The organism is Geotalea sp. SG265 (assembly GCF_022808985.1).
Taxonomy (GTDB): domain Bacteria; phylum Desulfobacterota; class Desulfuromonadia; order Geobacterales; family Geobacteraceae; genus Geotalea.
This window is the reverse complement of the sequence record NZ_JAKZFT010000010.1, coordinates 73,861-89,039: the sequence shown is the minus strand read 5'-3', so window position 1 is coordinate 89,039 and position 15,179 is coordinate 73,861. Positions and strand designations below refer to the sequence as shown.

13 protein-coding genes are annotated in these 15,179 nt (G+C 57.0%); 5 read left to right on the top strand and 8 right to left on the bottom strand.

Translation table 11 applies throughout. The annotated features are described in order from the left end of the window. Window positions 1-23: 23 nt before the first annotated feature. Complete coding sequence (locus ML541_RS12790) at window positions 24-2,786, bottom strand: bifunctional nitrogenase iron-molybdenum cofactor biosynthesis protein NifEN (RefSeq protein ID WP_243373405.1); 2,763 nt, start codon at window positions 2,784-2,786, stop codon at window positions 24-26. Between the two features lie 323 nt (window positions 2,787-3,109). Here ML541_RS12790 and ML541_RS12785 point away from each other — a divergent pair, with 323 nt between their 5' ends. Beyond that, window positions 3,110-4,159, top strand: coding sequence for a cytochrome-c peroxidase (locus ML541_RS12785; protein ID WP_243373404.1), 1,050 nt, complete (start codon window positions 3,110-3,112; stop codon window positions 4,157-4,159). A gap of 264 nt (window positions 4,160-4,423) precedes the next feature. Here the strand turns inward: ML541_RS12785 and ML541_RS12780 are convergent, their stop codons facing one another. From ML541_RS12780 to ML541_RS12765, 4 genes are all read right to left on the bottom strand, one after another. Then, on the bottom strand, window positions 4,424-4,732 hold the full coding sequence (locus ML541_RS12780) for a rhodanese-like domain-containing protein (protein WP_243373402.1): 309 nt from the start codon (window positions 4,730-4,732) through the stop codon (window positions 4,424-4,426). Between the two features lie 96 nt (window positions 4,733-4,828). Then, window positions 4,829-4,960 carry a sigma factor-like helix-turn-helix DNA-binding protein gene (locus ML541_RS12775; RefSeq protein ID WP_243373469.1) on the bottom strand — a complete coding sequence of 44 codons (132 nt, stop codon included), beginning with the start codon at window positions 4,958-4,960 and terminating at the stop codon, window positions 4,829-4,831. Between the two features lie 125 nt (window positions 4,961-5,085). Then, window positions 5,086-5,466, bottom strand: a complete 381-nt coding sequence (locus tag ML541_RS12770; RefSeq protein ID WP_243373400.1) for a NifB/NifX family molybdenum-iron cluster-binding protein — start codon at window positions 5,464-5,466, stop codon at window positions 5,086-5,088. Between the two features lie 47 nt (window positions 5,467-5,513). Next, window positions 5,514-5,693, bottom strand: coding sequence for a zinc ribbon domain-containing protein (locus ML541_RS12765; RefSeq protein ID WP_243373467.1), 180 nt, complete (start codon window positions 5,691-5,693; stop codon window positions 5,514-5,516). A 615-nt stretch (window positions 5,694-6,308) separates the two neighbouring features. Here ML541_RS12765 and ML541_RS12760 point away from each other — a divergent pair. The 4 genes from ML541_RS12760 (at window position 6,309) to ML541_RS12745 (ending at window position 10,558) form a co-directional block, all read left to right on the top strand. After that, a complete protein-coding gene (locus tag ML541_RS12760; protein WP_243373398.1) occupies window positions 6,309-7,370 on the top strand; it encodes a carboxymuconolactone decarboxylase family protein in 1,062 nt (353 codons plus the stop codon). A gap of 80 nt (window positions 7,371-7,450) precedes the next feature. Continuing rightward, window positions 7,451-7,990, top strand: a complete 540-nt coding sequence (locus tag ML541_RS12755; RefSeq protein ID WP_243373396.1) for a flavodoxin family protein — start codon at window positions 7,451-7,453, stop codon at window positions 7,988-7,990. 31 nt (window positions 7,991-8,021) lie between these two features. Next, window positions 8,022-8,747: a 4Fe-4S dicluster domain-containing protein gene (locus ML541_RS12750; protein WP_243373395.1), complete on the top strand. Its 726-nt coding sequence runs from the start codon at window positions 8,022-8,024 to the stop codon at window positions 8,745-8,747. Next, entirely contained in the window at window positions 8,744-10,558 is a 1,815-nt protein-coding gene (locus tag ML541_RS12745; RefSeq protein WP_243373394.1) for an aldehyde ferredoxin oxidoreductase family protein, read from the top strand. Before ML541_RS12750 ends, ML541_RS12745 begins: the two co-directional genes overlap by 4 nt. 71 nt (window positions 10,559-10,629) lie before the next feature. Here the strand turns inward: ML541_RS12745 and ML541_RS12740 are convergent, their stop codons facing one another. The 3 genes from ML541_RS12740 to ML541_RS12730 all read right to left on the bottom strand — a co-directional run bounded on the left by ML541_RS12740 (window position 10,630) and on the right by ML541_RS12730 (window position 14,885). Further along, a complete protein-coding gene (locus ML541_RS12740; protein WP_243373393.1) occupies window positions 10,630-11,325 on the bottom strand; it encodes a response regulator in 696 nt (231 codons plus the stop codon). Window positions 11,326-11,354: 29 nt separating this feature from the next. Further along, window positions 11,355-12,833, bottom strand: coding sequence for a DUF4118 domain-containing protein (locus tag ML541_RS12735; protein ID WP_243373392.1), 1,479 nt, complete (start codon window positions 12,831-12,833; stop codon window positions 11,355-11,357). Between the two features lie 72 nt (window positions 12,834-12,905). Continuing rightward, the gene (locus tag ML541_RS12730) at window positions 12,906-14,885 is read right to left on the bottom strand and encodes an APC family permease (RefSeq protein ID WP_243373391.1); all 1,980 of its coding nucleotides are present in this window, start codon (window positions 14,883-14,885) and stop codon (window positions 12,906-12,908) included. Window positions 14,886-15,179 lie beyond the last annotated feature (294 nt).

Sequence of the window (15,179 nt, the reverse complement as noted above, 5' to 3'; positions counted from 1 at the left end):
TTTTCGTGCTACAAACCGCTCGTTCAGTTATGAGAAAGCTTCTGGAGTTCTTTTCCGTTCTCCTGAAAGATGTTTGCCACCTCGAAAATCAGGTTCAACGTCCCACGATACCCTACCCACATCTTCTGGTGGGCGCCCAGGCGGTCGAAAACCGGGAGACCGGCCCGCAGGTGGGCTTTTATCCCCAGCTTTCCCGCTGTCTGACGGCCGTTAGAATTAGCCACCAAGAGGTCCGCCCCCTTTGCTGCGGCCTCCAGGTCCTCCAGGTCGCCGACGAAGACCTTAACGCTGGGCAGGCCGTCAAGGCCACGGGTCCTGGTAGCGGAAAGCGCCGCCTGAATATCGCACCCCATGCCGGCGAGAAAGCCGGTTAACGTCTTCAGGTTGTCGGCCTCCAGGGCCAGGGCTACCTTCTTTTTACCGAACTGGTAATGGCTGTCCACCATGGCATCGGTGAGCCGGCTGCGCCAGCGGCGATGCTTTTCGGGGATCGGCTGGCCGCTGATCGCCGCCAGCGTATCCATGAGCATATCCACCTCTTTCAGCCCCGTAGCAGAAGTGAAGCCGTAGGCAGGAATACCGCAGCGCTCCTTTAGCTTCAGCGCCGCCCTGGCCAGAGAGTCTCCCACATAGATGGTTGCCGCACTGCGCCCCGCTCTCCGAATCGCATCAACGCCGATGCCCCCGGTGGAAAGGGGCGAGACGGTGTCGTCGATGTGGCCATCCAAGGCGTTGGAAATATCCGGAATCACTACCGGCGTGAGGCCGAAAGACTCGATGATCTCCTTCAACTCTTCCACGTCGGCGGGTGTCAGGTGCACTCCTGGGAGCAGGTTGATCTGGTCGGGAATGATTGGCTCGGCCGTTTTTTCCACCAGGGTCTCAACGATGGCCTCAACGGCCGCGGCATATCCTTCCTGCATGGAGCCGCAGTAGTCGGGGGTGGAGGCCCAGACGACCGGAATGTGGTCGTATTGCGGGTTGTCCCGGCGGAAATGGACGATGGCACTGTGGACGTCATCCCCCATGGTTTCCGTCAGTCCCGAGGTCATGACCCCCACCACCCCCGGGGTAAACTTTTCCATCACCCGACCAAGTCCTTTCTTCAGGTTTTCCCAGCCACCGAAGATGGCGGTGTCTTCGCTCATGGCGGTGGAATTGAGGGCGATAGATTCCTTGAAATGCCGCGACAGCTGCAGACGAATGAATGTGGAACATCCCTGGGCGCCGTGGAGAAGCCCGAGCATGCGGTCGATGCCGAGAAAAGCCAGGGTTGCCCCCAGCGCCGGCGAGTTTTTCTGGGGATTGACGGTAGCCGGCTTCGTCGGCACCTTGACCCGTGACCGGGAAAGGTCTTCCCCAAGGAACCGCTCCCCGTGGCCGGCAGCCAGCGCCACATCGGCAACTAGTTCGCTTTTGTCTTTCTCCCAGGGAGATTTGGCGTTCAGCGCAGGCCATATGGGATTGTTCACCGTCAGGTCCAATTGTTTGGCAAAGGTCACCATACCTTCATAACCGGCGTAGGGATGGGAACGGCCGTGATTGATGTCCAGGAAGGGGGTTCTGGTTTTCAGGGCCAGGAACTTGGTCTTGCCGCCGGCGACGATCAGGTCGGGCATCTTCTCCGCCATGACCTGGAGCAGTCCCGCGGTGGATGTGTCCTCGATGATCTTGGCATCCTGGTGCATAAGGCCCTTCATCCGGTAGAAGTCTTCAAGGGTTGAATTCTGGGTGCCGGCGGCCAGGATCTCCACCCCAAGCTCCCGCAGGGCGTTGACCATGGACCAGGTCTTGACCCCCCCGGTGAAGAGCACCGCCCGTTTCCCTTCCAACCGCGACCGGTATGGAGCTATGGCTGCCCGGCACCTACCTTCCTCCTCCGCGATGAGCTTCTCCACCCGGTCCTGCATGACCCGCTTTTCCAGTCCCCCCACCGCGTCGTCCAGCTCACGGGCGATGTCCCGAAGGGCCTTGGCCGTATCTGTCATTCCGTAGAAGGACTCTTCGATATAGGGCATGCCGTAGGTCTTCTGCATCTTTTTCGCCAGGTTGGTCAGGGACTTGGAGCAGATTATGACGTTGAGCCTCGCCCGGTGGGCATAGCGCAGCTCTTCGAACCGGGCGTCGCCGGAAAAGCAGGAAAGAATCCGGATGCCGAGCCGGTCGAAGAGGGGCTGCATCCCCCACAGGTCACCGGCTATGTTATATTCGCCAATGAGATTGATGGCATACTCCCCCACCACCGGCGGCTCGGCGGTACCGATCACATACTTGTAAAGGATCTCCCCGGCCAGGCGGTTGCCTATGTTTTTGTCGCCGATGAAACCGGGGGTATTCACCGGAATGATGGGTGCCGGTACTTTCTCCGAAGCCGCCTTGCAGACCGCCTCCACGTCATCGCCGGTCATGGCGGTAACGCAGGTGGCATAGACGAAGATTGCCTTCGCCTCGGGGTACCGCCCCGCCACATCCAGGATTGCCTTGTAAAGCTTCTTCTCACCGCCGAAAACCACGTCATTTTCCAGCATTTCCGTGGTAAAGCCGCGACGATATAGCTGGGAACCGGATGAACGCGCGCCGCGGTTGTCCCAGGAATTGCCGGCGCAGGCAATGGGGCCATGGACCAAATGAATGACGTCGGTGATGGGCATGAGGACGACGCGTGCACCATCGTAGGCGCAACTGCGCTCGGTCCCCTCCCCCGGCTCCGATTTCTTGCAGAACTTGGGCGCGCCCGCATCATTGGTCTTGCAATCGGTCACGTCGTAGTAATCGGGCTTTGCCATAGTTTTTTCTCCCTTTCAAGAATGTGCTGCCTTAAAAAACAAAAGGCGCCCCATCTCGTGAAATGGTTGGCGCCTTTGCCAATTCTCTATGCAGGTTGTTCCTTTCCGTATTGGTTCAGCATTTGCCATGCCAAAGGTGGTCGCCCCACTTTCCCATTACTTTTCAATGGGTTACCTATATTCACTTCTATCGGGCCAGCCGTTTGTATGCCTATTTATTCAGCAGAGTTGCTTCCAGAACCCCAGTTTTCATTGAATAGTATTAACAATCAGGTATAGTTCTTAGGAAGCAAAAAGACTCAACTACAGGAAGCGGGGGGAACATGGCCAGCATACGCATTCATCTCTGGACTGCAACGCTCTGCCTTGGGTTATCCATATCGGTGGCCTGGGCCAAGGAAGACACCATGGCCAAGGCGAAAGATCTGTTCAAACCGTTGCCAACAAAGGCTGCAGACATTAAAGGGAACCCTGCTACGCCTGCGAAAACGGACCTGGGTAAAAAGCTCTACTTCGATCCGCGCCTGTCTGCATCCTATCTCATCAGCTGCAATACCTGTCATAACATCGGTCTCGGAGGTGTGGACCTGCAGGAAACCTCCATCGGCCATGGCTGGCAGAAGGGGCCGCGCAATGCGCCGACGGTCTTCAACTCGGTATACAACGTGGCTCAATTCTGGGATGGGCGGGCAGAGGACCTGAAGGCACAGGCAAAAGGGCCGATGGAAGCGCCGGTGGAGATGCACAACACGCCGGAGCGCGTCGTAGAAGTACTTAAAAGCATTCCCGGATATATGCAACCATTTAAAAATGCGTTCCCTGCCGAAAAGGACCCGATCACCTACGACAACGTGGCAAAAGCCATCGAGGTGTTCGAGGCGGGACTCCTGACACCGGATTCGCCCTTTGACCGGTATCTGAATGGGAACCGGCAGGCGCTGAAGACAAAGGAGGAAGAAGGGCTCTCCCTCTTCATAAACAAAGGCTGCGCAGCCTGTCATGGCGGGATCAACGTGGGAGGCGCAGGGTATTTCCCCTTTGGGGTTGCCGAGGCGCCATCAACGGAGATACGGCCGGCCGCCGATACCGGCCGCTTCAAGGTCACCAACACCTCCAGCGACAACTATGTCTTCCGCTCCCCTTCACTGCGCAACGTGGCACTGACCGCCCCTTACTTCCATTCGGGCAAGGTCTGGAAATTGTCGGAAGCAGTGGCCGTCATGGGATCGGCACAGCTGGGCATCAAGCTCAACGACCAGGAAACTGCTGCCATCAGTACATTTCTCCAGACCCTGACCGGAAAACAACCGAAGGTCGAATACCCGATCCTTCCGCCAAGCTCGGACGGCACGCCGCAGCCGGTCATCAAGTAAAATCTTCTGGTGAAAGCAATCCAAAAGGGGCATCGCCGGTGAGGTGATGCCCCTTCTTCATTTAAAAATAATTGGAAAGCGGATGTGGCTACCATGCCTCCCTGTTCAGGCCGAAGTCCTGAGGGTGAACAGCCAGGTCAGGAATCCTCCATCGAGAAATTTAGTGTCCTCGAAGCCTGCTGCATCAGTTCCTTCACATCTTCAACGGTATCCGAGTTCAAGATAGTATTTGTGTCGGCAAGCCCTGGAGGTTGCCGGAAGCAATCATTTCTCCAGTGGATAGCCGGCCTGCCGCCAACCGGACATGTGCCCGTCCAGCAGGTCCACATTACGGTAGCCGTAAAATCCGAGCAACCCTTTGGCAATCTGTGCACGTGGCCCGTGTTCGCAGGTGACCACCAGTTCGGCATTTTTGTCAGCCGGGAGACGGGCCAGCTTCAGGAGGATCTTCCAGGCCGGCGCATGGATCGCACCAGGGATATGCCCGGCTTTGAATTCAAATCCGGTCCGCACATCAACGACTGCCGGTGGTGTCCTGGAATTTTTTCTTTTCAGCAACTCTTTGGGCTGCATGTTTCCATCTCCTTATGTTGCTCAAAGCGGCAAAAGTCCCTGTGGAAACAGATGGTGAAGGTTCAACAGCCGATATGGCAATGGCTTTACGACCGGCTAGCGCAACAGCCCCACCTTTTTCCTCACAGAGACAAGGAGGCGTTGTACCGTGCCTCGGGAGACCTCCATGCAGGCTCCTGCATGCTCCAGGGTCTTTCCTTCCCCGTCACAAAGGTGCAGCGCCTCCAGTTCATCCTGCTCAATAAGAATGATATCCGGGTCTTCAAAAGGTGCCCCGGCGGGTTTATAGACCGCTGAGAACCTGCCACGATAGGGGCAATTGCATTATCTTACCTTACGAGGGCGCGACATCGCTAATGGGAACACCCGTGGCCATGGCCGTGCCCGCCGCAGGTGTGGCCCGGGAGATATTCCTGCAGTAATCCTTCCTTCAGCATCAGGATATTGTCGGCAACTGAACCGTTCTGGGCTTTGAATGCCCGAATGCCGGCAGCATTTAATTTATACAGCGCCCCTCTGCCGATGCCGCCGACAACGACGGCATCAACATCATGCCCGCCGAGGCCAGCCAATGGATTGCACGCACCAGCCTGGTGAATGCGGTTTCCGTTGTCAATCGCTTTGAACTCGTTTGTCGTGATGTCCACGAGCAGAAAGCCCGGTGCAGAACCGAAATGATCGAAAACGCGACTTGCCAGCCCCGTGTTTTCGGCTATGGGAAAACAGACTTTCATGTGCATCCTCCTTAGTTCAGGTGCCGACCTGGCACCACTCAGATCCTTCAGCCGCCGCTGGAACAGGAATGTGCCGGTGCAGCATTGCCTGAGGAAAAAGCGGAAATTTCCTTTTTGACCTGGTCTGAGCCACAGGAAGGGCATGTGACTACCCCTGCCTCTGCTCCTTTCTGCAACTTTTCGAAGTGATGACCACATTTACGACAAGAATACTCGAATATCGGCATAAATGCTCCTTCAGTTGATAAATTCATTTTTTTGAATGTATAAGCATTTTTGTGACAAGTCAATCCGGAATGGCGATGGGATGTTGACAAAAAAGGGACTCCTGGGAGCCCCCAGACTAATGATAGGTTCATACATACCGCAGGCAGGCTCAGTAGGCTCTCCCTCCTGAATAGCGACAGACCTGGAATGGCTGTTGTGTACACATCCACACCTTCGGTCAATCGGGCTACTGTCCCTCAAAGATGCAATCATGGGCTCATGGCTGATGACCTCGATAGCCCTTGTAACTGGTTATTTTTCCATACATTTCTCCTAAAAAAATACTACCCATCCCCGCATTTTCTTTACAAGCACATTTCCATGCTCAGCAGTATTAGGCAATAATCAAACAGGATCGTTCTACCGCTCATTGCTTTTACTGTCGTACCTTACAATCATCAATACTGTTACAGGAGATCAAATATGCACTCTCGGCGAAACATCAAGCAGCATGGCGGCAACAAGGTACTACTGAATGTCAGTAGAGAGGAATAATCATCATGAATCGACTTCTTATATTGGCATACGCTTGTATAGTAATGTTGAGCACAACTACCATAACTGAGGCGCAAACCATGCAAAATCATCTGAATGCAAAGCAGCGAGCCATCATCCCCATCGCCGCTTTCACCGCCAACGGGGACCTTTCCAGGTTGAAAACGGCCTTGAGTGAAGGACTTGATGCCGGACTGACCGTGAATGAAATCAAGGAAATTCTTGTCCAGCTTTACGCCTACGCAGGCTTCCCCCGGAGCCTGAACGGCATTGGCACGTTCATGGCCGTTATGGACGAGCGCGGAAAAAAAGGCATCAAGGACGAGATGGGCAAGGAAGCCAGCCCGATGCCGACCGGAAAAAACAGCCTTGAATCAGGCACGAAAAACCAGACAAAGCTGGTCGGCCAACCTGTGACAGGGCCGCTGTATGATTTTGCCCCTGCCTTTGACCGGTTCTTGAAAGCCCACCTCTTCGGCGACATCTTTCAGCGCGATGTGCTGAACTGGCAAGACCGGGAATTGGCAACAGTGGCCGCTCTGGCAAGCATCGAGGGTGTTGATCCCCAACTGCAGGGGCATATGGTTATCGGCATGCACAACGGCCTGACGCCTGGGCAACTTCGGGAACTGGTAAACCTTCTGCGAATCAAATGCGGTGGAAAGGTTGCGGATAATGCCGAAGTCGTGCTTGATCAGGTCTTGAAAAACTCCAAGGAGAAAAATATGGGGCAAATACACGATGATGCAGCCAGCGGCGGGGTATTCCCACGGGGAAATTTGAATGAAGCATATGCCCGGTATTTTACCGGCACCAGCTATCTTAACATGCTGTCAACGGAAAGGGTTGTTATCGGCAACGTAACCTTTGAGCCCGGCTGCCGCAATTTTTGGCATATTCACCATAAGGGCGGGCAGATCCTTCTGGTGACAGGGGGACGCGGCTGGTACCAGGAATGGGGCAAACCCGCCCGGGAGCTGCACGCCGGTGACGTGGTCAATATTGCCCCGGAAACCAAGCACTGGCATGGAGCCGCAAAAGACAGCTGGTTTTCTCATGTAGCGGTGGAAGTTCCGGCTGAGGGTGGTTCCTCCGAATGGCTGGAGCCGGTTTCGGACGAAGAATACCAGCAATTACCGTAACATTTTCCCAAGGCCAACGTCGGTGTGCTCCCTCTCAAAAGAATTTTTGATATTAGATACTGATCGAAAGGATGAATGATATGGCTAAAAAGGTACTGGTGCTCTCCGGCAGCCCCAGAAAAAACGGCAACTCTGAGTTGTTGTGTGATCAGTTTATGCGCGGTGCAACCGAAGCAGGGCACCAGGTGGAAAAGATAAACGTGCGGGAAAAACGGATTAACTACTGTACCGCCTGCGACGCCTGCCAGAGGAATGGCGGCACCTGCGTACAGAAGGATGACATGGCGGAAATCCTCGACATGATGATTCAGGCCGATGTCATCGTCATGGCCACTCCGGTCTATTTCTACACCATGAATGCCCAGCTGAAGACGCTTATCGACCGGACCTACGCCCGCTATACCGAGATCAGCAACAAGGATTTCTATTTCCTCATGACCGCTGCGGTTGGTAACAAGAGTCTGCTGGAAAGAACCCTGGAGTCGTTACGCGGCTTTACCTCCTGCCTCAGCGGAGCCAAGGAAAAGGGGGTCATCTACGGGACCGGCGCCTGGAATGCAGGTGACATCAGGAAAAGCCCGGCAATGGGTCAAGCCCATGAAATGGGGAAAAGAGCATAGCGGGGACTGGTCAATTTCAATGGAGGCTGTCATGGAGAGAGAAAAGAAAGAACCCGGCAAACCTGACGGAGGGACAACCCTTACCCGCCGGGAGTTCCTCAGGGATATGGGCGTAGCCGGAGGCGCAGTGGTTCTGGCCGGCCATTTCGGTGTACATGGGCTGGCGTGGGCCATTTCGGGGGAGCCTGAGCTTAAAATGGTTCTGGTGGATTACGGCAAATGCACCGGATGCAGGACGTGTGAAGCGGCCTGTTCCTCGCGCAACCGGCCCGCATCGGTCAACGGCCGGGAACTGCCGGGGCTGGGAAATCCCCGCTTTGCCAACATCCGTGTGCACCGCTTCAACCCGGACGTGGATGTGCCAAGCGTCTGCGCCATGTGTGCCGATACCCCCTGCGTCAAGGCGTGCCCGGTCAAGCCGGACAAAAAGAGCGGCCGACGCGCCCTCTACCGGGATCAGGCGACCCATACCATCCACAACGACCCCGCCAGGTGTCTCGGCTGCCGCAGTTGTGCCAAGGCCTGCGCGACCCAACGGACCGGCGTTATTACCCCCGACTCGGCCACAGGTAAGCCGGAGCGGATGTGCACCCTGTGCGGCGGCGACCCGCAGTGCGTCAGGCGGTGCCCCTTTGGAGCGCTTTCCTATGTGGAGGTGCGGCGTGACCGGAAATTTTATGGCCAGCGAGCGGAAAAAATCGCGGCTGAACTGGCGAAAACCTGGTACGGAACGGTAGATTTGGGAGGTGTAAAATGAGCGGAACACCGGGCTATTACGGCCAGATACTGGACATAAACCTTTCCACCGGAAAGATTACCAAGATGGCGGTCCCCGCCGAAGACCTGGAAAAATTCGTCGGCGGCCAAGGGCTCGGCATGAAGATCCTCTGGGATCGCCTGAAAAAGCCGGGAGTAGACGCCCTCTCCCCTGAAAACCCGCTCATCTTCATGCCCGGGCCGTTCTCCGGGCTCCCGGTACCCTCCTCGTCCCGGACCTGTGTGGTGACCAAATCCTCCATCACCTCGCCGATTGAATCCGATTACCACCATGCCTCGACCGTGTCCTACTCCAATATGGGGGGATTTTTCGGTCCCGAGATCCGCTTTGCCGGGTATGACGGCATCGTCATTACGGGAAAGGCAAAGGAGCTCTCCTATGTGGTCATCGACGACGCCAAGGTCGAGATCCGCGACGGGAAAAAGTTCAAGGGGATGCGCACCGATGCCTTTGACAAGGCAATACTGGCGGAGCTGGGAGATAGGCGATTCAAGACGGTCTACATCGGGCCGGCCGCCGAGAATCTGGTGCCCTATGCCAGCATCCTCCATACTGCGGGGCGGGCGGCCGGCCGGGGTGGAACCGGTTGCGTCATGGGTTCCAAGAATCTGAAGGCAATCGCGGTAAAGGGGTCCGGGCAGCCGGGGGTCGCCGACCACCAGGGTTTTCTTGCCGCCCTTGAAAAAGCCAGGGGCGCCCTCTACAAATCCGCTTTTGCCAAATCATGGGCAGAGCAGGGAACCGCCCGGGCCATCGTCGGCAACAGCAACGCCGGCACTGAAACGGTCCGCAATTACCGGGAAGGAACCTTTGCGGAGGCCGACAAGATCGGCGGCGATGCGGCCCGGCGTGATGTCTGGGTAAAGGACATCGCCTGCTACTGCTGCCCGCTTGGTTGCAAGAAAAGCGGCCTGACGAAAGGCAAATACGGCGGCATCGTCCACGACGGACCCGAGTACGAAACCGGCGTCATGCTCGGCTCAAACCTGCTGATTTCAGACATGCCCGGCCTACTGAAGGCGATTACCACCATCGATGATCTTGGTCTGGACCAGATCTCCACCGGGAACGTCATCGGCTTTCTTATGGAGGCGTATGATCGGGGGCTTATCAATCGCGGTTTTCTGGACGGCATCGATCTCACCTGGGGAAATGTGGATGCAACGCTGGCCATGATCGAGAAGATCGCCGCCAAGGAGGGGGTAGGAGCCCTGGCCGCCGAAGGGGTGCGGGCGCTTTCATGGCACATCGGCAAAGGGAGCGAGAAGTTTGCCATCCAGGTGAAGGGGCTTGAGCTGGCCGCCCATAACATCCAGGCCAATCAGCCCCGGGGATTGTCATACGTCACGGCCTCCAGGGGAGCCTGCCACATGAGCGGCGACAACATAGCCATGCAGAACAGGCGGGCCATGATGGATTCGACCGGCATGTGCTTTTTCCCCACCTTTGAACCGGCGCTGGAAGAGCCCATGTTAGCCCTGCTCAGCGCCATAACCGGCCGGAAATACGACAAAGCAGAGTTCGAAAAGACGGGCGAACGGATCTTCAATCTGGAGAAGCTATTCAACTACCGCGAGGGATTCCGCCGTGCGGACGACCAGCTCCCCGACCGCTTCTTCGAGGATGCCTTCTCCATCGGACCGAAAAAGGGGGCGGTGCTCGACCGGAACAAGTTCGATTCCATGCTCACCCAATATTACACAGACCGGGGCTGGGATCCGGAAACCACCCAGCCCGGAAGCGCAAAGCTGAAAGAACTGGGGCTGGAGGCGATCAGCAGAGCAATTTGACTTCAGCAAAAGGAGGAGTGAATATATACGCCCCTGCCGGTGGCCAAGTAACTATTTGGAGGAAACGGCACTCACGCCAGCCGCAAACGGTACCCCACCCCCAGCTCGGTGATGATGTAGCGGGGACGGGAGGGGTCCTTTTCGATCTTGCGCCGGAGATTACTGATGTTTACCCGCAGAACATGGGGCTGTTCCAGATAGGCGGCGCCCCAGATCTGCTTGAGGATCTGGCCGTGGGTCAGGACCTTTCCCCCATGGACAACCAGAAGACGCAGCAGGTCGTATTCGGTGGGGGTCAGTTGCACCTCCTGGCCGGCAACCGTCACCCGGCGCAACCCAAGGTCCACCTCAAGCTCTTCGATACGATAAACAGGTTCTGGTGCCTCCTGCAATGATCGCCGCAGCGACGCCCGGATACGGGCCATCAGTTCGGCAACGCCGAATGGCTTGGTAAGATAGTCATCGGCACCCGCATCCAGGGCGGCAACCTTATCGTCCTCCCGCTCCCGCACCGACAGCACGATGATCGGCACCGATGACCACTCCCGTATCCGCCTGATCACCTCGACGCCATCCATATCCGGTAGCCCCAGGTCGAGGAGGACGATATCCGGTTTGACCGCGGCAGTGGCAGCCAGGGCACTGTGGCCATCCCCTGCCAAATGGACCGAGAACTCCTCCGGGCTCAATACGGTCCGCAAAAAGCGTTGAATGGCCGGCTCATCGTCAACCACGAGAATTCTGGGTAAAGCTGTTTTGCTCTCCATAGCTTGCAGATCTCTCTCTGACAGCGTACTTAAACGGCAGGCAGCCTTATGACGACACGCAGGCCGCCGTCGGTGCGGTTCTCGGCGCGGATAACGCCTCCGTGAGCCTCGACAATCCCCTTGCATATGGTAAGCCCCAGGCCAGTGCCGCCGGTCCCCTCGGGCACCGGAATCCGGTAAAACTTGTCGAATATCCTCTGCAGGTCGGCCTCGGGAACTCCCGGTCCCTGGTCGGCGATTTCCATGGTGAGCATAGAGCCGTCGTCCCTTGCCGACAGGGTGATACTACCGTCGGGAGATGAGTACTTCAAGGCGTTATCCAGCACGTTGACCAGCACCTGAGTCATCAGGGCCATATCCATGAGTATCAGAGGCAATCCGTCCGGTATCCGCACGTCAATGGTTCTGGCACCCATTCTAGGTTCTATGGCGGCCAGGGCGCATCCCACAAGATCCTGAACATCGTTCGCTTCCTTGTTCAGCTTGATCGCCCCCGCCTCCAGCCTGGTCATGTCCAGCAGGTTACCGACGAACCGGTTCAGGCGACCTGCCTCTTCCCATGCCGTTACCAGCAATATCCGCCGCGCATCCTCTCCCAGAGTCTCCCCTTGTTCCAGGAGGCTGCCCAGAGCCCCCGATATGGACACCAGTGGAGTGCGCAGGTCGTGGGAAATGGAGTTGAGCAGTGCCCGCTCCAGCCCCTCCCGTGCCTGCAGTATCTGGGCCTGCTCGGCCTGCTCCACTAGGTGCACCCGCTCGATGGCCATGGCAATCTGACCGGCAAAAACCTCCAGCAAGCGCCGCAGCCGGGAGGATGGCGGTCCAGCATATCCCCGGCGTAGCGCCAGTACTCCCAATGTATTGGCCAAGGCAGAGAGGGGAAGAAATGTGAAGCCTGAACTGCTGAAGGATTCCGTCCCGTTGCCCGCCCCACGGCGGCTCTGGAAGCTCCAATGGGCGATCCGCTCTTCTTCATCCTCCAGACAGAGATTTTCGCTGACAGCGACCAGTGCCAGACCATCGCCGCTGCGGACCCAAATGGCCACCTTGGCCTTCAGGCTTTCTTCCAGATTCCGCCTGGCAGCGAGAAAAACGGCCGGCATGTCGGCAGCAACGACCAAATCACGGGTGAGGTGGTAGAGACTTAGGGTCTCCGTTTCCCGTTCCTGCAGCGCCTCCGATCGCTCACGCACCTTGGCGACCAGAGAACCGATGACGACGCCGACAATGAACAACCCGATAAAGGTAATTAAATACTGGGTATCGGCAATACTGAAGGAGAAGCGCGGTGGTACGAAAAAGAAATCGAAGGCAAGTACACCGAGAAACGCGGCAAGCACTGCCGGTCGCAGCCCCAGCGTAATGGCCGCCAGCACCACGGCCAGCAGGTAGACCATGACCATGTCGGTGGGATTGATGAACGGCCTGATCGCCTGGCAGGTGAGGGAGGCGGCGATCACCAGACCGATGCTTGCCAGATAGACGGATATGCCGCGCATGCCTTTCATGGAAGCCATAACCTTTTACAATGGGATTATCCCTGAGTGTACATCAACCAAATCGTTAGCAAAGCCTTTTCTTCAGATCCTCACCCTGATCGGCAGAATGACCGTGGTAAGCCCGTCCCATTGGAGGCGGCGCTGGATGGCGAACGCGGTCTCATTGTGGAGCATCTTGTGGTAGAACTTTTCCAGGCGGAAGGTAAGCTGGCCAGTAAATACCGTGGAACGTGGGAACACTTCCGCTATCTGGCGACACAGCTCCGTTGCGCTCTCCACCACATCGGTCGCCACCGCCATCCGGTAATCGGCGGCAAAGCCCAGGCGGCGGGCCAGATTCACATATTTTTCGAGTCCCTCCTTTACTGACTGCTCCAAAGCGGCCATCTCCTCCCTCCCTTTGAACGAGCCGGAGTCGATCATAGCCACGGAAACGAAGATGACATTTTTATAGGTTTTGGGAAAGGTAGTAAGGATGGAGAGCAGGGTATGCACGCCGAAGCCGCTGTAGCCGGACACCAACTGGATGGCCGTGGGATCGGCGTGCTTGACTGGGGCGGTGTTGACCGGACCGGAGGTGGGAAAATCCAGGAGCGTCTCGTCCAATTGGGCCATGCCGCGCCTGACCCTGAGATAATGCTGCTTGATCAGATAGCAGAGGCCGATGACGATGGAGGTGATGAGCAGGGTCATCCATCCCCCCTCGGTGAATTTTTCAAAGATGGTAATGGTCAGGATAGTAACGCAAAGAACAAGCCCCACCAGGTGCACGGAGAGATGGCGTATCCACTGTGGATCCTCTTCCCTGCGCCGGATGAAGAAGCGGGACATGCCCAGCTGGGACAGGGAAAAGGTGATGAAGACGTTGATGGAATACATGACCACCAGCGCCGACACGGAGCCCCCCGTATAAAACAGCAGGGCAATGGCGGCAGTGCCCATCAGCAAAATGCCGTTACGCATGGTGAGCCGCTCGGAAAGGGCGGCGAAGCGGTGGGGAAACCAGGAATCGATGGCCATGTTGGACATGACCCGCGGGCCATCGACGAAACCGGCCTGGGCAGCCACCAGGAGGAGCGCACCTTCCGAAAAAATGGTGATGAAGGCGATCCACCGTCCCATGGGCCAGCTGCTGAAGAGGGCATCGGCGACAACTGCGTTGAGGGTTTTCCCTTCCACCGGCTTTACGGCCATGAGCAGATAGCAGAGGAGCAGCACCCCGGCAGTGAAGGCGAGGGAAACCGCCATGTAGACCATGGTTCGCTTCCCCGTCTGTACCCTCGGCTCGCGCATGATCTGCAGGCCGTTGGAAACGGCCTCTATGCCCGTATAGGTGCCGCCCCCAAGGGAGTAGGCCCTGAGGAAAAGGAGCATGATGCCGATCATGCCGATGGATGAGGCATCGTGGCGTATGCCGCTGCCGAAGTCGTTGAGCACCGGCGCGAACCGTTCGGCATGGATAGATACCCCGTAGACGAGCATGATCAGGTGCGTCACCACAAAGATCATGAAAATGGGCGCCAGCACTGTGACCGACTCCTTGACGCCGCGCACGTTGAGAATGATGAGCAGGATGGTCAGCAGGCAGGCGACCGGCACCTTGTAATGATGGTACGAGACCGGCAGATAGCTGAAGATGGCATCGCAGCAGGAGGCGATGGAGATGGTGATGGTCATCACATAGTCCACCAGCAGCGCGCTGCCCGAAACGACCCCCGCCTTCTCACCCAAAAGATGGGTCGCGACGATGTAACCGCCCCCCCCATGGGGAAAGTGCTCGATGATACGGGAATAGGCATAGGAAATGATGAAGACTGTCAGCGCCGTGAAGGCCGCCAGGAGAAGCGCCAGATAGGTATGGGAGCCTAAGGCGCGAAACGCCTCTTCAGGACCGTAGGCGGAAGAAGAAAGCCCGTCGGCACCGAGTCCGACCCAAGCCAGGATCGGAATAAGCGACATGGTGTGGAAAAGCTGGGGATCCTTGAGATGCTTCGGCCCTCCCAAAATTGTGCGGATGCACCGCTGTAACCAGGATTCAGCAGCTGGCTTCTTATCGTTCATGACAGTTCCCTTTCTGCGACACCTGAACGCCGCAGAAAATATCCTACCGGTAAACATATCAAGACGGGCTCAAGATATGGGCAAAGCGTGTCAAGAAGGTATCAAGAAGCAGAATCATCCCACATAACATAAAAGCAAAAGGGACACCCGCCGGCATCAGTGGTGTCCCTTTCTTGTTCATATCCCATTTTTCAGGAGCGCGGATTTCTTGTCCTGGCAAGGCTGTCGAGGGACCGCGCGGAGACGTGGCAGCGCCACGTCGCACAAGTGGTTCCGAAGACTTACGCAGCCAGG

Excerpts from the sequence above, each read along its gene's own strand:
- ML541_RS12745 (WP_243373394.1), top strand. The coding sequence starts at position 8,744 with ATGAGCGGAACACCGGGCTATTACGGCCAGATACTGGACATAAACCTT.
- ML541_RS12740 (WP_243373393.1), bottom strand. The coding sequence starts at position 11,325 with ATGGAGAGCAAAACAGCTTTACCCAGAATTCTCGTGGTTGACGATGAG.
- ML541_RS12785 (WP_243373404.1), top strand. The coding sequence starts at position 3,110 with ATGGCCAGCATACGCATTCATCTCTGGACTGCAACGCTCTGCCTTGGG.
- ML541_RS12755 (WP_243373396.1), top strand. The coding sequence starts at position 7,451 with ATGGCTAAAAAGGTACTGGTGCTCTCCGGCAGCCCCAGAAAAAACGGC.
- ML541_RS12735 (WP_243373392.1), bottom strand. The coding sequence starts at position 12,833 with ATGAAAGGCATGCGCGGCATATCCGTCTATCTGGCAAGCATCGGTCTG.
- ML541_RS12760 (WP_243373398.1), top strand. The coding sequence starts at position 6,309 with ATGCAAAATCATCTGAATGCAAAGCAGCGAGCCATCATCCCCATCGCC.
- ML541_RS12780 (WP_243373402.1), bottom strand. The coding sequence starts at position 4,732 with ATGCAGCCCAAAGAGTTGCTGAAAAGAAAAAATTCCAGGACACCACCG.
- ML541_RS12770 (WP_243373400.1), bottom strand. The coding sequence starts at position 5,466 with ATGAAAGTCTGTTTTCCCATAGCCGAAAACACGGGGCTGGCAAGTCGC.
- ML541_RS12730 (WP_243373391.1), bottom strand. The coding sequence starts at position 14,885 with ATGAACGATAAGAAGCCAGCTGCTGAATCCTGGTTACAGCGGTGCATC.
- ML541_RS12765 (WP_243373467.1), bottom strand. The coding sequence starts at position 5,693 with ATGCCGATATTCGAGTATTCTTGTCGTAAATGTGGTCATCACTTCGAA.
- ML541_RS12790 (WP_243373405.1), bottom strand. The coding sequence starts at position 2,786 with ATGGCAAAGCCCGATTACTACGACGTGACCGATTGCAAGACCAATGAT.
- ML541_RS12750 (WP_243373395.1), top strand. The coding sequence starts at position 8,022 with ATGGAGAGAGAAAAGAAAGAACCCGGCAAACCTGACGGAGGGACAACC.